The sequence below is a fragment of the Candidatus Baltobacteraceae bacterium genome (assembly GCA_035502855.1).
Lineage (GTDB): Bacteria > Vulcanimicrobiota > Vulcanimicrobiia > Vulcanimicrobiales > Vulcanimicrobiaceae > Aquilonibacter.
Map to the genome: position 1 here is coordinate 20,771 of DATJTX010000035.1, position 22,463 is coordinate 43,233.

At 64.0% G+C, this 22,463-nt stretch carries 21 protein-coding genes; 17 read left to right on the forward strand and 4 right to left on the reverse strand.

Translation table 11 applies throughout. The features are described 5' to 3' along the window. Positions 1 to 128 precede the first annotated feature (128 nt). Both VMF11_14655 and VMF11_14660 read left to right on the forward strand, forming a co-directional pair. Entirely contained in the window at positions 129 to 2,846 is a 2,718-nt protein-coding gene (locus VMF11_14655; protein ID HTU71540.1) for a response regulator, read from the forward strand. Beyond that, positions 2,843 to 4,309: a PAS domain-containing protein gene (locus VMF11_14660; protein HTU71541.1), complete on the forward strand. Its 1,467-nt coding sequence runs from the start codon at positions 2,843 to 2,845 to the stop codon at positions 4,307 to 4,309. The genes VMF11_14655 and VMF11_14660 overlap by 4 nt, the downstream gene beginning before the upstream one ends. On the opposite strand, the gene VMF11_14665 is transcribed toward VMF11_14660, so the two are convergent. Continuing rightward, complete coding sequence (locus VMF11_14665; protein ID HTU71542.1) at positions 4,258 to 5,472, reverse strand: YbfB/YjiJ family MFS transporter; 1,215 nt, start codon at positions 5,470 to 5,472, stop codon at positions 4,258 to 4,260. The genes VMF11_14660 and VMF11_14665 overlap by 52 nt on opposite strands. Before the next feature lie 109 nt (positions 5,473 to 5,581). On the opposite strand from VMF11_14665, the gene VMF11_14670 reads away from it, so the two are divergent. The 12 genes from VMF11_14670 (at position 5,582) to VMF11_14725 (ending at position 15,017) form a co-directional block, all read left to right on the forward strand. Then, entirely contained in the window at positions 5,582 to 6,241 is a 660-nt protein-coding gene (locus VMF11_14670; protein HTU71543.1) for an aquaporin, read from the forward strand. A gap of 4 nt (positions 6,242 to 6,245) precedes the next feature. Next, positions 6,246 to 6,542, forward strand: a complete 297-nt coding sequence (locus VMF11_14675) for a cupin domain-containing protein (GenBank protein HTU71544.1) — start codon at positions 6,246 to 6,248, stop codon at positions 6,540 to 6,542. An 80-nt stretch (positions 6,543 to 6,622) separates the two neighbouring features. Next, a complete protein-coding gene (locus tag VMF11_14680; GenBank protein ID HTU71545.1) occupies positions 6,623 to 6,931 on the forward strand; it encodes a hypothetical protein in 309 nt (102 codons plus the stop codon). 112 nt (positions 6,932 to 7,043) lie between these two features. Further along, on the forward strand, positions 7,044 to 8,879 hold the full coding sequence (locus VMF11_14685) for a GAF domain-containing protein (protein HTU71546.1): 1,836 nt from the start codon (positions 7,044 to 7,046) through the stop codon (positions 8,877 to 8,879). Between the two features lie 60 nt (positions 8,880 to 8,939). Next, positions 8,940 to 9,191: a DUF6496 domain-containing protein gene (locus VMF11_14690; protein ID HTU71547.1), complete on the forward strand. Its 252-nt coding sequence runs from the start codon at positions 8,940 to 8,942 to the stop codon at positions 9,189 to 9,191. 259 nt (positions 9,192 to 9,450) lie between these two features. Beyond that, entirely contained in the window at positions 9,451 to 10,524 is a 1,074-nt protein-coding gene (locus tag VMF11_14695) for an HD domain-containing phosphohydrolase (GenBank protein ID HTU71548.1), read from the forward strand. 54 nt (positions 10,525 to 10,578) lie between these two features. Beyond that, positions 10,579 to 11,346, forward strand: coding sequence for a Crp/Fnr family transcriptional regulator (locus VMF11_14700; protein HTU71549.1), 768 nt, complete (start codon positions 10,579 to 10,581; stop codon positions 11,344 to 11,346). Between the two features lie 41 nt (positions 11,347 to 11,387). Continuing rightward, positions 11,388 to 13,007, forward strand: coding sequence for a cytochrome c (locus VMF11_14705; GenBank protein HTU71550.1), 1,620 nt, complete (start codon positions 11,388 to 11,390; stop codon positions 13,005 to 13,007). Continuing rightward, positions 13,004 to 13,603, forward strand: coding sequence for a hypothetical protein (locus VMF11_14710; GenBank protein HTU71551.1), 600 nt, complete (start codon positions 13,004 to 13,006; stop codon positions 13,601 to 13,603). The genes VMF11_14705 and VMF11_14710 overlap by 4 nt, the downstream gene beginning before the upstream one ends. Further along, entirely contained in the window at positions 13,600 to 14,175 is a 576-nt protein-coding gene (locus VMF11_14715) for a hypothetical protein (protein ID HTU71552.1), read from the forward strand. Before VMF11_14710 ends, VMF11_14715 begins: the two co-directional genes overlap by 4 nt. 24 nt (positions 14,176 to 14,199) lie before the next feature. After that, positions 14,200 to 14,583, forward strand: a complete 384-nt coding sequence (locus VMF11_14720; GenBank protein HTU71553.1) for a cytochrome c — start codon at positions 14,200 to 14,202, stop codon at positions 14,581 to 14,583. 2 nt (positions 14,584 to 14,585) lie between these two features. Beyond that, on the forward strand, positions 14,586 to 15,017 hold the full coding sequence (locus VMF11_14725; protein HTU71554.1) for a FixH family protein: 432 nt from the start codon (positions 14,586 to 14,588) through the stop codon (positions 15,015 to 15,017). Here the strand turns inward: VMF11_14725 and VMF11_14730 are convergent, their stop codons facing one another. Continuing rightward, positions 15,018 to 15,794 carry a c-type cytochrome gene (locus tag VMF11_14730; GenBank protein HTU71555.1) on the reverse strand — a complete coding sequence of 259 codons (777 nt, stop codon included), beginning with the start codon at positions 15,792 to 15,794 and terminating at the stop codon, positions 15,018 to 15,020. It abuts the gene before it with no gap. 179 nt (positions 15,795 to 15,973) lie between these two features. On the opposite strand from VMF11_14730, the gene glpK reads away from it, so the two are divergent. Next, positions 15,974 to 17,455 (forward strand): glycerol kinase GlpK, encoded by a 1,482-nt coding sequence (gene glpK / locus VMF11_14735; protein ID HTU71556.1) that lies wholly within the window; start codon positions 15,974 to 15,976, stop codon positions 17,453 to 17,455. Beyond that, positions 17,448 to 19,025: a glycerol-3-phosphate dehydrogenase/oxidase gene (locus VMF11_14740; GenBank protein HTU71557.1), complete on the forward strand. Its 1,578-nt coding sequence runs from the start codon at positions 17,448 to 17,450 to the stop codon at positions 19,023 to 19,025. The genes glpK and VMF11_14740 overlap by 8 nt, the downstream gene beginning before the upstream one ends. Here the strand turns inward: VMF11_14740 and VMF11_14745 are convergent. Together VMF11_14745 and VMF11_14750 are read right to left on the reverse strand one after the other, a co-directional pair. Then, positions 18,994 to 19,623 carry a hypothetical protein gene (locus tag VMF11_14745; protein ID HTU71558.1) on the reverse strand — a complete coding sequence of 210 codons (630 nt, stop codon included), beginning with the start codon at positions 19,621 to 19,623 and terminating at the stop codon, positions 18,994 to 18,996. The two genes, VMF11_14740 and VMF11_14745, sit on opposite strands and share 32 nt — an antisense overlap. A gap of 58 nt (positions 19,624 to 19,681) precedes the next feature. After that, complete coding sequence (locus VMF11_14750; protein HTU71559.1) at positions 19,682 to 21,154, reverse strand: hypothetical protein; 1,473 nt, start codon at positions 21,152 to 21,154, stop codon at positions 19,682 to 19,684. 409 nt (positions 21,155 to 21,563) lie between these two features. Between VMF11_14750 and VMF11_14755 the strand changes: the two genes are divergently transcribed. Then, positions 21,564 to 22,463, forward strand: a 900-nt coding sequence (locus tag VMF11_14755; GenBank protein ID HTU71560.1) for a transposase, incomplete at its 3' end; no start/stop codon positions are given.

Sequence of the window (22,463 nt, forward strand, 5' to 3'; positions counted from 1 at the left end):
GTCCCAAGTCAATCTTTACAATGCTTTGATGAGTATTTTGTCCTACTTTCCAAGGCAAAACATTATTAAGCCGACAAACTAGTGGTAGGCAACTTTTTCCATCGGGTCGGGAGAAGAGCGTCGCTATTATGGGTTTCGGTCGTGGTTCGATCGCGCGTTCCATCATTGGTTTGAGCCTCATCCCGCTGGTGGTGCTGCTGCTGTTCGTCGCAATCGTCGCATCATTGCAGCATCAGACCGAGGCGGCGTACAACGCCGCGCAACAGGCGGACCGGGCCGATGCGATCGCGCTCAAACTGCAGAACGATCTCAACGATGCGGGGGCCGATGGTCGAGGCTACATCGCGACCGGAAGCCCCGCTTCGTACGCGGCGTATTTTCAGAAGATCGCGGCGGTTTCGTCCGATGCCGCGCAGCTGCGTGCGTCGGTCAAGGATTCGCCGGCGCAACTCGCACGCGCGACGAGCATCCAGACCCAAGTGCTCGCCGCAGCTGGCGAAGCCAGCGCGCTGATGCGTAAGATGCACGCCGGCAATCGGCGCGAGGTTTACGAAGCGCAGGCCGCGCAGTCGACGCACAGCACGAAAGCCGGGTCGAGCGGTAGCCATTTGGCGCAGGACTTCGCCGCTTTTCTCGCCGCGGGGCTGGCCGATCGCGAACGAGATCGGCAAGCGATCGAGCGGACCTGGTCTGAGTGGGGGCTCGTGTTGTTCGGCGGCGCGATCGCAGGTATTGCGGTCACCCTGGCACTGAGCCTGACGTTCGGGCGGCGTATCGTGTGGCGCTTACGTCAGTTGAGCCGCCAGGCCAATGATTTTGCGCTTCGGCGAACGGTGGCGGAGCCGCTAACCGGCGAGGACGAGATCGCCAACCTCTCGCGCGCGCTTCACGGTGCCGCGCAGCAGGTGAAAGAGGCGGAGCGCGCGGAGCGCGAGGCGTTGAACCAGGCGGTCGAGGCCTCACGGCTCAAGAGCGAGTTCGTGGCGACGATGAGCCACGAGATACGCACGCCGATGAACGGCGTGATCGGCGCGACCGGGCTGCTTTTGGATACGCAGCTCACGCCGCAGCAACTCGAATACGCGTTGACGGCGCGCGACTCGGCCCATTCGCTGCTGGCCGTGATCAACAACATTCTCGACTTCTCCAAGATCGAAGCCGGCAAGGTAGAGCTCGATATCGTCGAGTTCGATCTGGTTCCGCAAGTGGAAGGCGTCGGCAGCATGCTGGGCATGCAGGCCCACGCGAAGGGGATCTCGCTGATGACGTACGTCGAGCCGACGATTCCGGCACGCGTTACCGGCGATTCCACCCACCTGCGCCAAGTGCTGGTGAACCTCGTCGGAAACGCGATCAAATTCACCGAGCGGGGCGGCGTCGCGCTGCTGGTGGATTTGGTCTCGCGATCCGGCGACGCCGTTCGGGTCGCGTTCGCGGTTCGCGACACGGGAATCGGGATCGACCCGGAGACCTTGCCGAAGTTGTTCGGGGCGTTCACGCAAGCCGACGGCTCGACCACGCGCAAGTTCGGCGGCACCGGGCTCGGCCTCGCGATAACCAAACGTCTGGTGGAGCTGATGGGCGGGGAGATCGCGGTCGAGAGTTCGGCCGGGAACGGATCGACGTTTTCGTTCGACCTCGATTTTCGTGCGGTGAGCGATGCGCCGGTGCGGCCCATTCGTGAGGATTTGCGCAATATGCGCGCGCTGGTCGTCGACGACGACGTCATGTCGCGAGATATTCTCTCGCGCTACCTTTCGTCGTGGGGCATGCGCGTCTCGGCGGCGGCAACCGGCGAGGAAGGCCTGGACATGCTGCGCACGGGAGCGCTGCGGAAGGATCGCTTCGATCTCGCGGTGCTCGACTTACGGATGCCGCAGATCGACGGGCTGGAGGTGGGGCGACGGGTCCTGAGCGATCCGCTGCTGCGCGATACGAAATTGGTGCTGGTTACGGCGTTCGATGCCTTCGATCGGGGAAAAGAAGCAATCCAGATGGGATTCTCCGCCTACCTCACCAAGCCGGTTCGGCAGTCGCACCTCTACGACGCAATCGTCCAAGCGCGATATGGGTCGCAGGCGGTCGAACAGCCTGCGGCGGTGCCGGCCGGCAGCACCGCCGGCGCTGCGCACGGCACGACCATCCTGTTGGTGGAAGACAATGAGGTCAATCGCCGCATCACGCTCCACCAGCTCGAAAAGTTGGGATATCGCGCCGAGTGCGCGGTGAACGGACGTGACGCGTACGAGCGCGCGGAACGCGAGCAATTCGATCTCATTCTCATGGACTGTCAGATGCCGGTGATGGACGGCTTCGAGGCGACGCGTTTGATCCGCCGGCGAGAGGGGCGAACGGGACTGCACGTTCCAATCGTTGCGATGACCGCGAACGCGCTCACCGGCGACCGCGACGCATGCTTTGCCGCCGGTATGGACGATTACGTGAGCAAGCCGGTTGCAGTCGACGATCTGCGGACGGTGCTCGAACGCTGGACCGACCGATCCAACGCAGCCCACGTCATCGACTTTGGGCAATTGAGCGAAATCTTCGGCGATGATCGCGCGGCGATCGATGCCTTTCTCACCAGCGTCGTGCCGAACCTCACGAAGTTGTGCGGGCGGATCGAGGCCGAGCGCGACCACGCAGCACTTGCGGAGCTGGCCCACGAGCTCAAAGGAGCCGCCGGGAATCTCGGCGCGGTCGAATTGACGACCGCGGCACGATCGCTGGAGTCAACCCTGAAGAACGGCGCGGCTGGGGATCCACACGCGGTCGAAAGCGGGGTGCGGCACGTTCTGGACGCCTGCGCTCGATTCGCTGCAGCCGTCCGCGATGGCGGTGCATGACTGCACAAACCCTCGCCCGCCGGGGCACGGTTCGGTTTGCAGAACTACTGGAATTCGCGATCGAGCATGCTAACGACGGCATCGCGATCATGAAATTCACCGGTGATCCCGGCGTTCCGATTCGCATCGTCTACGCGAATAAGACGATCGAGCAGTTTAGCGGCTTTACCCGCGAAGAGCTGCTCGACCCCTCGAACCCCTTCCTTCGGGCGCAGCCGCAGAACCGGGCGCGCTACGATGAGCTGCTCCGCGAGATCCGAGCGGGGAATCCCGTCCGGTTCGAGATCGAGCTCGGCGGTAAGGACCGCGCGACGTGGACGGAGATTCGCTGGTCGCCGCTCCGATATAGCAAGGGCGTCGTCACGCACTACGTGGCGGTGCTGCGTGACATCAGCAAAGGGCGCGGGCATGGGGAACAGCTCGCGCTTTTTCAATCGATCCTCTCGGAAACGTCGGACTTCATCCTGACCGCGGACGGAACCCGGCCTTCGGAGGGAGGTCCGAGAATCACGTTTGCCAACCCGGCTTTTGCCGCGCTCGCGGGGCTCGAGCCCGAGCGCGTAGTCGGTCGATCGCTGGTAGACTTCTTCAGCCCCCACAACCCCGAAAACGTTCTGCCGAACATCATCGCACGGCTGGAGCATCGTGAGGGGATCTCGCATGAGTTGAGAGTGCGTCATTTCGAAACCGATCGGGATATCTGGATCGAGCTTTCCGGGCATCACGTTCGCAATGAAGGCGGACGTTCGAGCTCATGGTTCTTCGTCGGGAAAGACATCAGCGTGCGCAAGCACGGTCATATGCAAACGGCGCAGCTCATAACCGCGCTGGATTTAGCCGAGGAACCGATCGTCATTTACGACGTGGTACGGCCGTTGGAGTTGGAGATGCAGCATATGAACGAACGCGCGGCGGATTACGAACGGCCGCTGCTCGAACAGATGCTGCTTGATCCCCGGCAGCGCGAGCGGATCGAAAGCGCGTGGCCGGCGCTCGAGGACGGGAAGAGCGTGAACCGGCTGGTCTACGTGGGTGAGAGCGACGTGCGCCGCTGGGTCACGCTGGAGATTCGACCGATGCGCTCGGGGAGAGGCCCGGTTGGTTCGATCATTGCGATCGAGCACGGTCTTCAAATCAACGCGCGAGACGGACTGCCGGACAGCGTCAGCGTGGCGCTCCTACTCGGTCGTGAAATCTTGCGTTACACCGAGCGATCCGCGCGGCGCGATGCATTTCTCGAAGTGTTGCGCAACGAGTGGGGCGCCAAGGGATCATTCAGCCCGACTGCCGGCGAGGTGGACGTCGTTTTGCGGGTAAAGGACCGTAACGGCTATGCGGTCATGCCGCCCGGAGTGATCTTCGAGCGGCGAGGCGCGGTGAACTTCGGATGGTCGGACGTCATGTCACCGCGTCAGCTCACGTCGCTGCGAATCTTCTTGGAGACGTTAGCGCGCTCGGAATAATGTGGGTCACGGATGGTGGCCAGGGTGACGATGGTGGCGCCGGCGGCGACCGCGGCTGCGGCGAGCAGGGCGGGATCGTAGGAGTGCAAGCGTAGCGCGAGCTGCGTTGCGACCAGCGGCCCGACGATTTGACCGACGCTGTACAACGCGGTCAATCGGCTGACCGCGGCGCTCGTCTGAGCCGGAAAGATATCACGTCCGAGACCCGTCGCGAACAGCGTGATCGCGATGAACGTGCCGCCGAGCGCGATAGCCGCAAGGATGACCGCGAACGGGCTGCGCGAGAAGACCGGCGCCGCAATTCCGGCGGCCTGGATGCCGAAGGCCAACGCGAGCGCGCGTGCCTTACCCCACCGTTCTGCTGCGTGGATCCAGGGGAAGGTTGCGAAGGCGGCAGCTAAACCGACGAAAACCCATGCGAGCGCGGCGTAATGCGCAAGCGCGGGGATTCGAACGATGACGGCGACGAGAAACGTGGCCGGAATGATGTACGCGAACGCCTCAGCCGTATACACCGCCAACAACCACGTGAAGATCGTGCGATGCCGTGGAAGAGCCGCATCGGCGCCGGCTTCGACGATGCTCGTTGCCGGTGCGTCGTCGGTGAACCAGGAAGCCGTCATCAGCACGATCGCCGAAATGGCTGCCATGCCGATCCAGGCGGTGCGCGACCCGCCATGGGCGATCAGCGCGGGCACGGCGACGCCCGAGAACGCGATCCCCAATCCGATTCCGCAGAAGAAGAGCGGCGGCCACGACGGCGCGCGCGCCCGCGCGGCGCGCTCGAGCACGATGCTCGACGCGAAGACGAACACGAAACCGCTGCCCACTCCGGTCAGAAAGCGCAGTGAGAGCCATAACGGCGCGGGCCCGGCCATCAGCGCGGTCGTGATCACGATTCCCGCCAGGCTCCAGCGCACGATCGCTAGGCGTTTGCGATGGGTGATGGGGTGCATCGCCAGCGATGCGCCCACGAGATACCCGAACAGATTTGCCGACGCGAGGGCGCCGGCCATGGCGACGGAGAGGCCGGCGTCACGCTCCATGACCGGCAATAACGGCGTGTAGGCGAACCGGCCGACGCCCATCGCTACCGCGAGAATGATCGCACCGCTCGTAACGAAGCGCGCGCTCGTGCAGCGAACGTTGGCGCCAACCGGCATACCGACGTCTTTCGATGTGCGCCCTCTTTGCACCTCAGGATGACAAAGGCGGCAGGCTGCTTTCCCGTCGCGCGTTTTGGTCGTGGTTGCCCGGGGTATCGCAGCCATTGTGCAATGGCGTAAGTGGGCCGCCGAGTTGCTCGGAACGCTCCTGCTCGTATTTGTCGAAGCGGGCGCCAACACGGTCGACGGAATGACGCACGGCCAAATCGGCCACGTCGCGCGGTACTTTGCCGACGGACTGATGGTCACGGCGCTGATCTTCGCGCTGCAGGGCGTTTCCGGAGCGCACATCAATCCCGGCGTAACGCTGGCGTTTCTCCTGCGCGGCGAATCAACGTGGCTCAACGCGATTGCCTATTGGATCGCGCAATTCACCGGCGCCGCCGTTGCCGGACTGTTGCTTCTCGCGCTTTTCGGAAGCAACGTGCGCTTCGGCATCACGCAACCCGGGCCGGGCATTTCGTGGCTGGTGGCGTTGGTGATGGAGACCCTCCTGACGTTCATCTTGATCTTCGTGATCTTGAGCACGGTCGAAGAGCCGGCGACGGTTGGGAAGAACGCAGCGATTGCAATCGGCTTCACCGTCGCGTTGTGCGGGCTCTTCTCGAGCCCGGTGAGCGGGGCGTCGATGAATTCGGCGCGCTCCTTCGGGCCGGCACTGGCGAGCGGAGAGTGGAGCGGCCTGTGGATCTACTTCGCCGGTCCGATCCTAGGAGCGGTCGACCGGCGCGGCCGCGGTCATCCACCGCGGCGGTGGGTAGGATGAGAGGATGGATGACGACACATTTACCGTGCTCGACACGCAGGGCGACGTGCAGACCGCCGTCATGCGCTTGCGGCGCGCGGAAGCGAGCGGCCCCCTCGGTAACGAGCACGCGTCGAGCTCGCAGGTAATCGTAGTGATCCGGGGCACGATCGAGGCCGAGATCGGCGATCAAAAATTCCGCATGGGCGAGGGCGATTCGGCGATCGTGCCCAGGGGCGTCGCGCACCGTTTCGTCGGCGTTTCCAACGAGGCGGTGACGCTCAACGTGTACTCGCCCCCGGCCTACGGGCGACGAAGGTGATAACCGGGCCCGCACCGAGCTGCCTGGTTAGCACGATCGCGAATCATCCGCCGGGGATGCGTGATCATTGCTCTGCATGCATGAAGAAGTTCGAGCGAGGATTTCCGGCGGGGACGCGGATCTACGCCTACGATGAGTATGTGGTTATCAACGGCCGCGCGACGCAACATTTCTCTCGACTCGCAAAATTCTCATGCGTTCGCGCCGTACTGCACGTTGCCGACCCGGCCACCGGCGTCGCTCAGAGCTTCCCGCTGAGCGCCAAGATCGTATTGTGGAAAAACGCGAGGGAGGTCGCGGTGCAACCCGGCAAAGCGATGCCGGCGACGTTAGCGCGCGATCTTCGTCTTCACCTCGCTCATCTTGAGACGGTAGTCAACAAAACGTAAGACGACGAAAGCAAACCGTTACGACGGTCCTTCGACTGCGCTCACGATGACACGGAACGACCGTCTCAAAACGACCGGAATCGTGCGCCGGCGGCTCGAAAAGGACGGCCATATGAGGAACACCCGTTGGAAGTGGTTCCTGCTCGTTCTTTGCGGGCTGAGCTTGGTGGTGGTCGCCGCATATACGGCCGATGAGTTCGGCGTCGGCGGCCGGCCGTGGTACGGCTGGTGGGACAGCAACGTCGCGATGACCGCTCGCCCGTACGTCGTCTCGATCACCGGCACCGTTCCGGGCGGCGCCACGTTCCGCGCGGGTCTACGCAACGGCGATCTCGTCGATCTGCGCGAGCAACCGTTGAACGTTCGGGTCGCGCTCGTATCACAGTTGATGGCAACGCGCCCGACGAGAGTCATCGCGCACCGCGACGCGCAGCGCATCGTCGCGGACGTCACCGGCAGCACGATGTTCGAGGGCGACGTCGTTCCCAAGGTGCTCGCAAGGCTCACGCCGATCGTTTCGATGCTCTGGTTCATCGGTTGCGCCCTGGCGATTACGCTGCGGCGCTGGTCGGTGCGCGAAGGGCGCATCCTCGTCATCGTCCTTCTTTGGCCGGTCGCCTTTCAGTTGCAAGGCGGCAACATGGTTGTTCCCAGCGCCGCTCTAGCGGCATGTATCGACGTGTTCGCGGTGGCCGTCGAGGTGGTGGCGTTGCTGCTCCTGATGCAACTGGCGTCCGGCTTCGGAGTCCGGTACCCCTGGCGCGCACCGCTGGAATGGGCCGCACGATTCCTCGTCGTGCTCGAAGGAGCGCGCAACCTCATCGGTTTGCTGGGCGTGTCGACCCTTTGGTTCGATCCGCTACCCTATCTCGCGCCGGAGGTGTTGGCGCACGGTGCGTACGCAACGGCCTGGACCGCCGTATTGGGTATCGCGTGCATCGCGGTCGCAGTCGTCGCGGGCGCCGCGGTCATCGCCTCGCCCACCACCGAACGCCCGCGAGTCGCGTGGCTGACGCTGCCGCTGAGCTGCGCGATCGCGGTGGTCGGCATCGCCCGCAGCCTCTTGGCGCTCGCGCCGTCGTGGCTGCTCTTCACCGGGTTGGTGGGATTCTACAACTTGGTTTGGCTGCTCGCAGCGCTCGTTACGACGTACGCGCTGCTCAAGCGGCGCGTGCTCGACTTCGAGTTCGTGCTCAGCAGAACGATCGTCGTTGGAACGCTCTCGCTGATCGTCGTCGCTGCCTTCGCGCTGCTGGAGTGGCTGCTCAGCAGCGTGCTCGTCGGCGTCGGCCACCTGACCGGATTGATCGCCAACGCCGCTCTCGCGCTGGTCCTCGGCGTCTCGCTGAACTACCTGCACAAATCGATCGACGGGATCATCGAGGGTCTGCTCTTTCGTAAACGTCGCGACGACGAGCGCGCGCTGCGCGAGTTCGCAAAGGAAGCGACGTTCGTTACCGACGTCGGCGCGTTACTCGATCAGACGATCTTGCGCATCAAGCATCACACCGATGCCACGAGTGCCTCGGTTCTTCTCGACGACGAGGGATCGTTCACGCCGGTACGCAGCTTCGGCGAAAGCGTTCCGGAGGGGGTCAGCGAAAACGACGGCGCGATTCTCGCGCTGAAGTCGCGGCACGAACCGCTCGATCCGCATCACTGTGAGACGGCGCTCACGGGCGCTCTGGCCGTGCCGATGCTCGCGCACGGCAGGCTCCTCGGCTTGTTGCTCCTGGGCGAACGTTACCGGGGCGAAGCTTACACACCGGACGAAGTCGAGGCGCTCGCGCAGCTCGCACAGGGCGTCGGTTCGGCGCTCGACGTCCTGTTCGTACACGAACACATGCGGGGTGCAACACTCTCCGATGAAATCAGCGCGTTGAGGGAAGCGATCGTCGGGCTTCCCGACGCTATCGCATTGCGCCTCGCTCGCGAACGAATACCCTGACCAATCGAGTGTTCCACGGCGGTGGCGTTTGGAGAACACGTGAGCGAGGTATCAGCAAATATGGCTACACGCAAGAAATCGACGCGCAAGAAAACCAGCAGCCGCAAGAAAAAGTCGACCCGGAAATACGGCCCGAAGGCGCAGAAAAAGGTCAAGCGCAGCATGGAGGAGATGAAGGCGGGCAAATTGCGCTCGGGCCGATCGGGCAAGAAGGTCACCAGCCGCAAGCAGGCGATCGCAATCGGCTTGAGTGAGGCGAGGCGCGAAGGCGGCAAGGTGCCGGCGCGCAAGTCCGGCAAGAAATCCCGGTAGTCCGAAAACTAGCCGCTGGTATCGCTTGAGGGACCGCGCGATCGCCTTCGGGTCATTTTGAGAAAATATTGATGGTTCGAGATCGAGCGCATTGCTGTGCTCGGTCACGCTTTGGGACCATTTCCTCGTAGCCATGGTATACGCTCTCATACCCAAAGCTTTACGCGAGCATGGGAATTTCTGACCATTATCGGAGGAGCATCCAAGAATCGCTCGGTAAAGTACCCGGTGCTATGGAGCCGTCATCTCCGGGTGGTACATGGTCGTTCTGACCGTTGATGATTCCGACATCAACCTCGCCGTCTACCGCAGCGTGCTCGCGCGCATCGACGGGGTGGAGATCGCCGGGTTTACCTCCCCGCTCGAAGCGCTCGACTGGACCAAGGAACACCCGGTCGACGTGGCCGTGGTCGACTACCATATGCCACAACTCGACGGCGTCGGCTTCATCGTTCGCTTACGAGAGATGCCCAGCGCGGAGCATACGCTCGCCGTCATGGTCACCAGCGACGCCGAGCCGGAAGTGCGCCGTGCCGCGCTGCTCGCGGGCGCGAATGATTTTCTGACCAAGCCGATCGATCAATTCGAGTTTACGGCGCGGATGCGCAACATGCTCGAAGTCGCCTCGAGCCGGCGTAAGCTCGCCGACCGCGCCGAATGGCTGCACACCGAGGTCGAACGCGCGACCGCCGTCATTCTCGACCGCGAGATCGAGACGATCGCGCGTCTGACGCGCACGGCGGAATTTCGCGACGACGTGACCGGCATGCACGTGGTTCGCGTCGGGCATATGTGCGCGGCGCTGGCACGCACGATCGGACTTCGAGACGAGGATTGCCGGCAGCTCTTGCTGGCGGCGCCGATGCACGACATCGGCAAGGTCTCCACGCCGGATGCGATTCTGCTCAAGCCGGCGCGGCTGGATGCGGATGAGATGGAGATCATGAAGCATCATACGACCGCCGGTTACGAGATCCTCAAGAACAGCAAATCGCCGATGCTGCAAACCGCCGCCGAAATCGCGCTTACCCACCACGAACGCTACGACGGCGGGGGATATCCGCGCGGTTTGCGCGGTAGCGAGATCCCGCTCAGCGGCCGGCTGTGCAGCGTGGTCGACGTGTTCGACGCGCTCACTTCGGTGCGGCCGTACAAAGACGCGTGGCCGATCGAGGACGCGCTGGCCAATATTCGGGAGGGCGGGGGCAGCCAGTTCGATCCCGAGCTGGTGCAGATATTCGACCAAAGCCTCGACGACGTTTTGGCGATCAAACGGCGGTTTTCGGACGATAAGACGGGCGATTCGGCGTATCACGAATGGTGGCGCATGTAGCGTCTTCCCGGGACCTTCGCAGCCCCTTCCCTCGCGCCCCGTACAATCAACCCCATGGAACACCCGACGGCGGCTTTGGTGGCGCTGGATGACACATGGGATCTGCCTTCCAATCGTCTGCTGGAGTCACTTTCTTCCCGCGCCCGGGCCGAACTGCGCCCCTGCCTCGAACGCGTCGCCATGCATCGCGGGCAGGTGTTCAACCGCGTCAACACTCCGATCAAGCATCTCTATTTCATCGAGCGCGGCATGGTCTCGCAGGTCAAGATCATGCGCGACGGACGTACGGTGGAGATCGGCGCGGTCGGCATCGAGGGCGTCGCCGATCCGAGCGGTATCTTTCACATCGAGCACGCGATCCTCGAATCGATCGTGCAGATTCCCGGTACGGCGCTGCGCATCGAACGCAGCCCGCTTCTTCAGAAGATGGCAACCAACGCGGAGATCGCGCGACTCATGCAGCGGTACGCTGCGGTGGCGCTCAATCACCTCATGCAAACCGCCGCCTGCAATTGCCTGCACGCGATCGAGCAGCGCTTCTGCCGGTGGCTGTTGATCGCTCACGACAACGCTCTCGGCGACAGCTTTCCTCTGACCCACGAGTTTCTGGCGATGATGCTGGGCGTCCAGCGGGCGAGCGTGTCGATTGCGGCGCGCGGATTGCAGCGCGCCGGGCTGATCGATTATGGGCGCGGCCGCGTTACGGTCGTCGACCGGCGGGCGCTCGAAAATGCCGCCTGTGAATGCTACGGCACGCTACGGGAGCAGTTCGACTCGCTCTACGAGCGTGTGGAATCGCACAGACGGCGAGGGACGCTCTAACCGACCATTTAGGAAACGCCTGCGAATGGGGTGACCGTGTCATGAAGCTACGTTCGAGTTTGGCGGCAGTTGCCGCCGCCGCCGTGATCTTCGGCGGATTGCTATGGTTCGCGCCGCCCGGCGGCGTGCAGCCGGCGCAGGCGTATCCGATCTTCTCGCAGGCGCTGGGCGTGAAGTGCTCGATGTGCCACACGATGGTGCCCGAGCTCAACTCGTACGGACGGTATTTGCAGCGAACGTTCTACGCTCCGATCACGCAACCGGCGCTCAAGAAGACGCTTCCCGCTTTCCTCTGGTATCAGTTCGCGGGCAACAACGTGGGCAACGAACGGGGCGCCGTGAACCCCCATACGAAAGACTTTCTCACCAGCACCCTCTACCTCTACTTCGTCGGTCTCATGGGTGCCGGATCCGATTTCAGTTATCGCGTCGAGAACCCGCTGGTGACCAACGACGTGGCGGTGAACCAGAGCACCGGCCCGGAGACGATGTGGGCGGCGTATAACGACCTCTTTCATGGTAAAGGGCACCTCCAAGCCGGCATGGACTATCCGGGACCCGTGCCCGCGTTTGTCGCGAACCCGTCGGATTACGAGAATTACTTCGAACTCCGGCATTTGACTATCGGCACCCATGGCTACAACCTGATCAACAAGCGCTTGACCTTCCGCTTCAACTACGAAGATGGCCCGATCGACTTGGAAGTCGCCTGGCGCGGAGGAACCAACAACCCCATCGCCGGCGGCGCCTCGGATTTCGCGATCGCGCCGGGAGACGACAAGACGTTTCCGCAGTGGAAGGTGGCGTACGCCCCGCCGGGCCAGCCGTTTGAAATCGGCGCCTTCGGCAGCGCGGGCACCTACTACACGAAGCTCAGATTCACGCCCGCCGATGCCTACTATAACTACGGGCCGTACTTCCAGCTCGATCCGGGGTGGATCGGGAAAAGTACGCCCGGCGTGATGTTCTTCTTCCAGCGCGGCCACGACAGCAACCCGGGGACCACGACCTTCGGGATGATCGCACCGGGGGGACCCTACTATACGGACGGCGCCGTCGAGCTGATGGAGCCGGTCTTCAAAGGCGCGGCGGTCGTCACCGTACGCAATGAGTTCATCAGCAACGGGCTGGGAGTTTCGACGCAGTACTGGAGCACTGGAACCTCGTTCCAGCCTTTCCCCGATATGTTGCCGTGGATGTTCGGTCGTTTCGGCATCCTAATGGATGGCTACAGCAGCGCGCCGCACGGGCTTGGAACGTACCAGTGGGCGCTGCAGTTCGAACCGCCGCTCTCCGGGCCGCTGACGTTTCCGTTCAAGCGCGTGAAGGCCGGCTCGTCGGCCGCCGTTGCGCAAGCGCAAGCTTCGCCTGCGCCTCCGCCATCCGGCGCATCCCTGTACGCCCAGAATTGCCAAGCGTGCCATCGATCCAACGGCGTGGGCACCCCGCCGATGTTCCCGAGCCTGGTGAACGATGCGATGGTGACTCCGGATGACCCGACCGCGCTGATCATCGTGGTCAAGAAAGGCATCGGCGAGATGCCCGCCTACGCAGACCGTCTCTCCGACGCGCAGATCGCGGCGATCTTGACGTACGTGCGCGGGAGTTGGGGTAACCACGCCGCTCCCGTGACGGCCGACCAGGTAAGCGCGATCAAATGACGCTCACCGGCGTAGCGCGTCGTCAGCTGCTCATGCTGACGACGCTCTACTTCGCGATCCTGTTCCTCGAGAGCGAAGTGAGCCACATGCCGCTGCTTTCGGCGGGGATGAGTCTGGCGATTCTTCCGGTCGTGTGGCTGGCGGTTTCGCTGCTGGCGTTGATCGCCGTGCAGCTCTGGCCGTCGGCGGTGATGAGCCGCTTTCTGCAAGTCGCGATGATCGGCGCGGCGATCGTCGGAATCGTCGGCGTCTTTCCGCACCTTGCCGCGAACGGCGTGACCTGGAATCATCTGGGGGCGCTCGCGAGCCCGGCGCTGATGCACGGCGAGCCGGGTCCGCAGTGGCCGCTCGCGATCGCGATGGGAGGCGTGCTCGGCTATCTTGCCGGCTACGGCGTCGAGCGCGATCAGGAGTTCATTCGGACGGGCACGCGTTGGCCGACGTGGATTGCGTTCGCATTGGTGGTCATCGGCACCGCGCTCTCCGAATCGCTGACGACGCTCGGTTGGGGCTCGAGTGTGATCGTCGTCGCATCGCTGCTGTTGCTCGTGATAACACTTGCCGAGATTATTGCCGCGGCGCGAGGTGAAGTATGACGCTGCGCCGATTTTTGGTGGCGTTCACGGCGGTCTTCGCGGGCGCGCTCGCCATCGAAACGTTGAACTATCATCAACTTTCCACGATCGCGAAAGATCGCTGGGCAATCGTTCCCGACCTCTCCGGCGCACTGCTGGTGTTCGCGGCGCTGCTCGTGCTGGCATGGCCGAAGCGCGCCGCGATCGGGTTGTTCGTGTTTTCCGCCAGCCTCTCAGTCCTCGTCGGGCTGGCCGGAACGGCGTTTCACTACGCGAGCCGCGGCTTGCCGCTCGCGAGCGCGGTCAGCGTCACGTCGTGGCTCGGCAATCCGCCGCCGCTCGCGCCGCTCGAATTTGCGGTGGTCGGATTGCTGGGGCTGCTCGTCGCGGTTTGGGTAGGCGGCGGTACGCTCGATGTTTCTCTTCCGCCGGTTTCGGCCGTATGCTACGCGATCGGCGCACTGTCGGGCTTCGCCGCGCTGATCTTGGCGGTCGCGACGGCGCTTTTACCGGCGGTCGGCGCGATTACCGCCGCGCTTCTGATCGGTGCGCTCGGATTCGTCGTAGAGGTGAGCCGTGTTCGGGCCGTGTAGCCCAATTCATCGGGAGGAACCAAGATGAAAGCAGCAGGATCGATTCGACACGCGGTCGTTTGCGCGCTCGTCGTCGGCGTATTCGCATTCATTCGTCCGGCAGTAACGCCGCTTGCAGCGAGTGCAGCGTCCGACGGCGCGGCGACCTACGCGGCAAAGTGTTCGAGCTGTCATAAAGCCGACGGCAAAGGCGGCGGCCCGTTTCCGGCGCTCGCCGGCAACAAGAGCGTGACCGCGAAAGATCCGTCCGCGATCATTGCGGAAACGCTCAACGGCAAAGGGCTGATGCCGGGATTCAAGTCGCAGCTCTCGGCCGCGGACATCGCCGCGGTCCTCACGTACGTCCGTACGTCGTGGGGCAACAAGGCGCCGGCCGTCACCGAAGCGCAAGTCGCGGCGGTGCACTGACGGTGCAACGACTCGTCGTGGGTCTTTTGGCCCTTATTCTCGCTGCCCCTCTGGCGGGCTGCAGCGGAGCAAAGAAGCCGGTTGCGAGCACGGCGGCGCAGGCGCCGTACAGCATCGACCTAACCTTTGATCCTACACCGCCGCAGGTCGGCACCGAGAAGTTCGTCGTGACGCTGCGCGATGCGACCGGCGCACCGGTGACCGGGGCAAAGGTGCAGATCTTCCCGAGTTACGAATCGGTTCCCGGCGGACATCTGGTCGCGAAGACCGGCATGGGCGGCGTTTCCGCGACGCTCGATGCAACCGACGCGGGCGACGGAACGTATGACGCGAGCATGGTGCTGGCAAAGCCGGTCTACTGGACCTTCAACGCGCAAGCGACGCTCGGGGATCGGATCGTGAGCGTCCAGCGCGGCGTGCAGGTTGGGCAGTAGCTATTTGCTCGCGGCGACCTGCCCTTGGCTGACAGGCGAGGCTTTGTTGCCCCACGACGTGCGGATATAGGTGATCACCGCGGCGAGCTGCGCGTTCGAGAGCGTGCCCTTCCAGGGCGGCATCGCGCCGTTCCAGGTGACGCCGTGCTCTTTGAGCGCGCCGAGCCGGCCGTCGAGCACGATGCGGATGACCGCGTTCGGATTGCCGGTGACCGAAGCGTTGTGCGCGAGCGGCGGCGCGATGTTGATCGCGCCTTGGCCGGCGACCCCGTGGCAGCCCGAACAGTTGGCGATGTAGACGACTTCCGCGCGGGGGTTCGCGGCCGGCGCGGCGGTGCTCGGATGCGCAGCTTGCGGTGACGCGGCGGCGGCTTGCGCAGCGACTTGGCTCGCGCTGACGGATTTCGCGCGGTTGCCCCACGACGTGCGGATGTAGCTGATCACTGAGGCGAGCTGCGCGTTCGAGAGTGTGCCTTGCCAGGGCGGCATCGAACCGTTCCACGTCGCGCCGCGTTCCTTCACCGGGCCGACCATGCCGGTCAGCATCGTTTGGATGACGTCCTTCGGATTGCCGGTTACATAGGGATTCTTCGCCAGCGGCGGCGCGATGTTCACCGCGCCCTCGCCGGCGGCGCCATGGCAGCCCGAACAGTTTGCCAGATAGATCGACTGCGCGCCGCTATCGGTCGCAGCCAGCGTCGGCGTGCGCGGTGCGATCGCGAATACGAAGACGCCCAATGCGATAAGGCCAAACCAGAGAAGAACGGTCTTTCCCATGGTAGTGTGCTTCAATCAAGTGCTCGCGCACCCTGCTCTGACCATTCGAATGGGAGATCCAGGTCAAACAGACGAACTCGAGCTGCGTGATGACATGCGCCCTCCGACTTCGGCGCGGAGTTTATCCCGAGCGTTAGTCGAGGGGCGCTTACGCTCAGGGTGACACTGCGGTAACGTGTATGACGTATATCCTCGCACTCGATCAGGGAACGACCAGCTCCCGCGCGATCGTCTTCGATCACCAGGGCGCGATTCGCGGTGTCGATCAGCGCGAGTTTCCGCAGCACTTCCCGCAGCCGGGTTGGGTAGAACACGATCCCGATGACATCTGGCGCTCCCAACTCGAAACCGCGCAAGGCGCGCTGAAGAATGCGGGCGTCGCGGCGAGCGAACTCGTCGCCGTCGGCATCACCAACCAGCGCGAAACGACCACCCTGTGGGATCGCAAGACCGGCCGCCCGGTTTACCGCTCGATCGTTTGGCAAGATCGCCGCACTGCACCGATCTGCGAGAAGCTCAAGGCCGCGGGATACGGCGAGGTGGTGTCGGAGAAGACCGGGCTGCTGCTCGATCCGTATTTCTCCGGCACGAAGGTGGCGTGGATGCTCGACAACGTCGAAGGATTGCGGGCGCGCGCGGAACGCGGCGAGATCGCGTTCGGCACCGTCGATAGCTGGTTGATCTACAATCTGACCGGCGGCGCGGTTCACGCGACCGATTACACCAACGCCTCGCGCACGCTGCTGTTCAATCTGCGCACCTTGGATTGGGACGACGAACTGCTGAAAATCTTCAACGTTCCGCGGTCGCTGCTGCCCGAAGCGCGTCCGTGCGTGGCCGATTTCGGTGCGGTTTTGCCGCGCCTCTTCGGCGGCTCGATTCGAATCGCCGGCGTTGCCGGCGATCAACAGGCCGCGCTGATCGGACAGGCCGGCTTTGAGAAGGGCTTGGCCAAGAACACGTACGGCACGGGTTGTTTCCTGATGCTCAACACGGGAAGCGACATCGTGCGTAGTACATCAGGTTTGATCTCGACGGTCGCGTTTTCGTCGCAGCGCGGCAAAGCGCTCTACGCGCTCGAGGGGTCGATCTTCGTGACCGGTTCGGCGGTGCAGTGGCTGCGCGACGGGCTGGGCATCATCTCGACGTCGGCGGAAGTCGAGCAACTCGCCTCGCGCGTAGAGGACACGGGCGGCGTGTTCTTCGTGCCGGCCTTCGTGGGATTGGGCGCGCCGTATTGGGACCCGTACGCGCGCGGAACGATCGTCGGCCTCACGCGCGGGAGCACGAAGGAACATTTGGCGCGTGCCGCGCTCGAATCCATCGCCTACCAAAGTTACGATGTGGTCAAGGCGATGGAGACCGACTCGAAGGTGAAGCTCGCCGAGTTGCGCGTGGACGGCGGAGCCGTCGTCGATAACCTGTTGATGCAGTTCCAGTCCGACGTCTTGGGCGTGGACGTCGTGCGTCCGCGCGTCACCGAGACGACGGCGCTCGGCGCGGCGTATTGCGCCGGGTTGCACGTCGGATTCTGGCGCGACGCGGAAGAGGTCTCGAAACAATGGCAGGAAGAGCACCGTTTCCGTACCGCACTGGCCGACGACCGGCGCGAAACGCTGCTCGCAGGTTGGCGGCATGCGGTGACGCAAGCGCGTGCGTGATTTTGCCGCCCTCGACGACGCGTTCGACGTCGTGGTCGTGGGCGGCGGAGCCAGCGGGCTCGGTGCTGCGGTCGATGCGGTTTCGCGCGGATACAAGACGGCGTTGGTGGAAGCGGTCGACTTCGCCAAAGCGACGTCGAGCCGATCGACTAAACTGGTTCACGGCGGCGTGCGATACTTGGCCGAAGGCGACATCGGCCTCGTGCGCGAGGCGCTGCACGAACGCAGCGCCCTGCGAAGGAACGCGCCGCATCTGGTCAGCGATCTGGGATTCATCACGCCCGCGTATCGCTGGTATGAAGCGCCGTATTATTTCACCGGGCTCACCGCGTACGACGTGCTGGCGGGCAGGTCGAATTTTGGACGCAGCCGGTTCTTGACCGCGCGAGGGACGCTCGAACGCGCGCCGGCGCTGTGCGCACGCGGGTTGCGCGGCTCGGTGCGGTATCACGATGGGCAGTTCGACGACGCGCGGCTTTCGATTGCGCTGGCGCGCACGGCGATCGATCGCGGCGCGGTGGTCGTCAACTACGCGCGCGTCGTCGGCTTCGAGCGCAACGGCGCGCGTCTGCGCGGCGTGCGTGTTCGCGATGAAGAGAGCGGCGGCGAGGCGAGCGTGCGGGCGCGCGTGGTGGTGAACGCGACCGGAATCTTCACCGACGAGCTGCGGCGAGCCGACGATGCGGCGGCGCGTCCGCTGCTCTCGCTCAGCCGCGGGTCGCACATCGTGCTTCCCGGCAAGATTTTTCCCGGCGACGACGCGCTGCTGATTCCGCGGACCGATGACGGGCGCGTGCTCTTCGTGATCCCGTGGCATGGCCGGGTGCTCATCGGCACGACCGACATCGCCGAGCCGCAACCCTCGCTCGACCCGGTTCCCCGAGTGGACGAGATCGAGTACATGCTCGCGCACACATCACGGTACCTCGAACGCCCGTTGGCGCGCTCCGACGTGACGGCGGCCTACTGCGGATTGCGACCGCTCGTCAACCGCGCGGCGACGACGACGGCAAAGCTCTCGCGCGAACACGTGGTCGAGACCTCCGCGTCGGGCCTGGTTACGATCGCCGGCGGGAAGTGGACGACCTACCGCAAGATGGCGCAGGATACGATCGACGCGGCGCGCGAGGTCGGCGGGTTGGCTGCGGCGCCGTCGCGGACGCTGAATCTGCCGCTGCACGGCAGCGACGGCAGCGGCGCAGCCGCCGGTCTGCCCGATCCGTTCGCGCTCTACGGCAGCGATCGAACCGTGATCCGCGCGCTGATCGCGCAAGAGCCGACGCTGGGGCAGCCGATTCACGACGCACTTCCGTACACACGCGCCGAGGTCGTGTTCGCGGCGCGTCACGAACTGGCTCGGACCGTCGACGATGTGCTCGCGCGGCGGACGCGGGCGTTTTTCGTCGATACCGCCGCCAGTGCGGCGGCGGCGCCGCTGGTGGCAGGATTGTTGGCTCGTGAATTAGGCCGCTCGGAGACGTGGGCGCAGCAAAGCGCCGATGCGTATGCGGCACTCGTGCAGCCGACGCTCGCCGTGCTCAGCAGTGACCGGGGATCGCTGCCCGGATAGCGCGCAAAAGCCGTGCGTCCGCGGCGTCGCGGGGCGGGAGCGAGAACATCTCGGGCGTTCGGATGTCGCTCAAGCTGTAGCACGAGGTCGCCGCAGGCTGCTCGTCCGGCGGCAGAGCGCGCAATGCGGCGAGCGTCGCGCCCGGAAAGCGAGCGGCGGCAACTCGCAGCGCGCCGGAAAGCGTTTCGGCCACGAAACCGTCGCTGTGGTTATGACTGAGAAAGAGCAGCCGGATCGAGGGAACGTCGCCGCGCCGCTTCACGAGCGTTTCGAGGGCGCGGACGGGCCCGGTATCGGTGAAGGCAACGCAGATTTCCTGGATCTGCCGCCACGGATAGTTCCGGATGAAATCTTCGTCGTCGTTCTTCTTGCCGGCGAGAAAAAGCTCGACATGGTAAAGCCCGGAGAGCGCGGGCCAGTTCGCGGCAGCGACCTCGCTGCGCATCGCCTCGATGGCGCGCACGTCGTGTTTTGCCGCGAGCGATCGCAAGCGTACGGCGGTAGAAGAATTCGCGAGGCTCGGTTCGACCGCACCTGCGGTCAACACGAAAGCACCCGTCATAAATACGGCGAGCCCGAAAGCGGCAGTCTTGCCCATCGATCGGTGTTCGATGTACGCGGAGCCGATACATGCTCGCGCGTCGCGTCCGATCGGGTTACGCGCGCATCTGCCGGATGATACGGACGGTGGTGCACGCCCAAACGTGCAGTACCTTCGCCAGCGCGAACGTGACCGCGACACAGACGGCCGCGTGAACGCTCAAGCTGAACCAGATGGGGCCACCCAACCAAATCGTGCTGCCGAGGGAGTGGCCGTCAACCGCGATTTGTTCGAGCGTCTCCATCGTGGCCAGCAGAGCGAGTTGCATTGCGAAGATCGGCACGAGCAGGCGGCGCAGGTTCGTGTGCAGCGCATCGTTGGAGGCCTGCGAGAGATCGCGGCGCACGCGCAGCACCAAATAGAGGACGACGAGCAGCGCTCCCAACGCGAGCGTGGGTGCGACGGCGAGATACGAATGGTCGGTGTACGAGCCGGGCCCGAACCAACCGGCGTTCGACGCGCCTTCGACCAAAGGATCGGCAGTGGCGGCGGCGATGACCGCCGCAGCAATACAGAACCAGGAGCGGATCGAGGCGGGTTTGGCGGAATCGGTCCGCCGTGAGACGGCGGCGCTCCGACCGATGGGCATATCCGGGGTTTCGACCAGTTTCGCGCAGATCGATGCGGAAGCGGCAGCATGATGCGCCTCCGAAACGGTCCGATCGATCTTGGCAAAGTCCGAGAGCGCCGAGAACGCTTCGGCGTGCCAACGCTCGATATCGGACCCCGATATTCCCGCAACGGACCCGACCGCGGGAAGCGTATGCGCATCGCTGAGGTCGATCGCCATTCCGCTGCGCAACTGAATCATCCCTTCGGTTTCGCGACGATAGGCTCGCGAGCTGCCCAGCCGATCCGAATCGATGACGTCTTCAACGTTCGAGAGCGTACGATAGCTCGTGCTAACCCAAAAAGCGAGGAAGGCACGGTAGAGCACGCCGGGTGAGGTCGCCGCCGGAATGCCGCGTCTCAATCCCGTTCGCGTCAGCGTTTTCACGGCGCCGTTCAAGAGTTCGGGCGAGAGGCGTAGCGCCTTCAACGCACAAGCGGCGAGCGGATGATCGTGATTCCGCGCGAGTATCTCTAAGGGCTTGGCAACGAAGTACGCGTTACCGGAAGCTTTGTAGATACGCCATCCCGAGAGCCACTGGCCCCATGGAGAGCGGACGACCGCAATGTGACGCACGTTCGGAAAGTGCTTGCGCATCCACGCGACTCGTCCGATCGTGCGGCAATGCTTCATCACCGCCGTCTTTCCGTTCGCGTGCGCGAGCCGCACGAGCGAGTCGAGATAGCTCGCAAGGCCGGGGAGATCGGTCTGCGGTCCGGCGAGAAACCGATCGTAGGAAATACCGGCCGGATACCTGGGGACGCCGCGCCCCCGCGTTGGAATCAGCGCGGCGAATTCCTCGTAGTAGGGACGATCCGGGTCGGGATGTCCGGAGTCGGTGGCGCCCGGGCGCATCATCTGAACGTCGCGAAGCGTTATTGCCGCGAGCGCTTCGTTGAGCGGCTCGTAGAAGGCCATCACGTCGGCTCGCGACCGGAACAGCGACCATATCCATGTTCCCGCCGTACGCCACCCGCAGTGAAGGAAAATTGAGCCTACGGCTTCGGGCTCGGGCACTGCAGAAGCTCCTGTATAATTACTGAGAAATCACTGAGCGTCTCGTGGAACGTTTTGCTGGGATGCTCGCGATATGTTCGTTATTTTCGAGCAACTGCCGCGTGATTCCGTCGCCGTTCCGTCCGCGTTCCAGACCTTCCGTGCGTTCTCCGGATCCGATCCGATGGAGCGCCAGGACGGCGTGTAACCGCCTGCACGAGCTCAGTGAGTTGTGGTGGCAAGGCGTAGCCGTGAAGGCACGAGCAGGCCGAACCTGCAACGAGGTGATTGCCAGGCGTATGGCATTGATAGTCGCTAGACTCGAGGAAGCGTGAAACGCATCGAACGCGTGCGGCTTTATCCCACGTTCCGTCAGGCGGAGCGCCTTCGCTTTGCGCTGAACGTCACGCGGGAACTGTACAACGCGCTGCTCCAAGAGCGTCGCGACGCATACCGTCTGCGTAAGGTGAAGATTTCTGCCAGGATGCAGTACGCGGAAATCACGGCACTGCGTAAGCCGATTGACCGTCTTGACGGCCGCCTTGCGGCAGTCTACCGGGAATGCGAAGACGCCGTACTGCATCGCCTCGACCTGGCGATGCAGGCGTTCTTCCGACGCATCGAGCGAGGCAAGACCCCCGGCTTTCCGCGCTTCAAGCCGGCGGCCCGCTGGAAGCAGCTGACATTTCCACACGGCAATCGCGCGCTCACGTTCGATGTGGCGCAACGCTCGGTGACGATTCCCGGCATCGGCCGCGTGAGGCTGCGTAAAGGCCGATCGGTCCCACCGTTCGGGCGGGCATGGATCCTGGAACGTAACGGCCGCTGGTACGCCTGTTTCGAATGCGAACGAGCCCAGGTGCAAGGGCCGGTCGATCTGCGGCGGATCGTCGGTGTCGACCGCGGCATTCGCGTACTGGCGGCAACCAGCGAAGGCCGACTACACGATAATCCCGCGCACGCCGAGCGCAATCGGCAGCGCATCGCCCATCATCAACGCGCGCTCGAGGCAGTCACGCAGCGCGATGCACGCGGCCGCCCTCTGAATCGGCACGATCCCGCCCGCAAAAGCGCGGTACTGCGCTTAGCGCGCGCCAAGGAACGGGAAGCGAATCGTCGCCGGCAGACGCTGTATACGCTGGCGGGCAAGATCGTCGCCTGCACAGGCGTCATCGCGATCGAAGCGCTCAACGTGCGCAACATGACGCGCAGCGCAAAAGGCACGCTCCAG

What these genes read in the sequence shown, in the direction of transcription:
- VMF11_14655 (HTU71540.1), top strand. Translation starts at nt 129, where the DNA reads ATGGGTTTCGGTCGTGGTTCGATCGCGCGTTCCATCATTGGTTTGAGC.
- VMF11_14660 (HTU71541.1), top strand. Translation starts at nt 2,843, where the DNA reads ATGACTGCACAAACCCTCGCCCGCCGGGGCACGGTTCGGTTTGCAGAA.
- VMF11_14665 (HTU71542.1), bottom strand. Translation starts at nt 5,472, where the DNA reads ATGCCGGTTGGCGCCAACGTTCGCTGCACGAGCGCGCGCTTCGTTACG.
- VMF11_14675 (HTU71544.1), top strand. Translation starts at nt 6,246, where the DNA reads ATGGATGACGACACATTTACCGTGCTCGACACGCAGGGCGACGTGCAG.
- VMF11_14680 (HTU71545.1), top strand. Translation starts at nt 6,623, where the DNA reads ATGAAGAAGTTCGAGCGAGGATTTCCGGCGGGGACGCGGATCTACGCC.
- VMF11_14685 (HTU71546.1), top strand. Translation starts at nt 7,044, where the DNA reads ATGAGGAACACCCGTTGGAAGTGGTTCCTGCTCGTTCTTTGCGGGCTG.
- VMF11_14690 (HTU71547.1), top strand. Translation starts at nt 8,940, where the DNA reads ATGGCTACACGCAAGAAATCGACGCGCAAGAAAACCAGCAGCCGCAAG.
- VMF11_14695 (HTU71548.1), top strand. Translation starts at nt 9,451, where the DNA reads ATGGTCGTTCTGACCGTTGATGATTCCGACATCAACCTCGCCGTCTAC.
- VMF11_14700 (HTU71549.1), top strand. Translation starts at nt 10,579, where the DNA reads ATGGAACACCCGACGGCGGCTTTGGTGGCGCTGGATGACACATGGGAT.
- VMF11_14705 (HTU71550.1), top strand. Translation starts at nt 11,388, where the DNA reads ATGAAGCTACGTTCGAGTTTGGCGGCAGTTGCCGCCGCCGCCGTGATC.
- VMF11_14710 (HTU71551.1), top strand. Translation starts at nt 13,004, where the DNA reads ATGACGCTCACCGGCGTAGCGCGTCGTCAGCTGCTCATGCTGACGACG.
- VMF11_14715 (HTU71552.1), top strand. Translation starts at nt 13,600, where the DNA reads ATGACGCTGCGCCGATTTTTGGTGGCGTTCACGGCGGTCTTCGCGGGC.
- VMF11_14720 (HTU71553.1), top strand. Translation starts at nt 14,200, where the DNA reads ATGAAAGCAGCAGGATCGATTCGACACGCGGTCGTTTGCGCGCTCGTC.
- VMF11_14730 (HTU71555.1), bottom strand. Translation starts at nt 15,794, where the DNA reads ATGGGAAAGACCGTTCTTCTCTGGTTTGGCCTTATCGCATTGGGCGTC.
- glpK (HTU71556.1), top strand. Translation starts at nt 15,974, where the DNA reads ATGACGTATATCCTCGCACTCGATCAGGGAACGACCAGCTCCCGCGCG.
- VMF11_14745 (HTU71558.1), bottom strand. Translation starts at nt 19,623, where the DNA reads ATGGGCAAGACTGCCGCTTTCGGGCTCGCCGTATTTATGACGGGTGCT.
- VMF11_14750 (HTU71559.1), bottom strand. Translation starts at nt 21,154, where the DNA reads ATGGCCTTCTACGAGCCGCTCAACGAAGCGCTCGCGGCAATAACGCTT.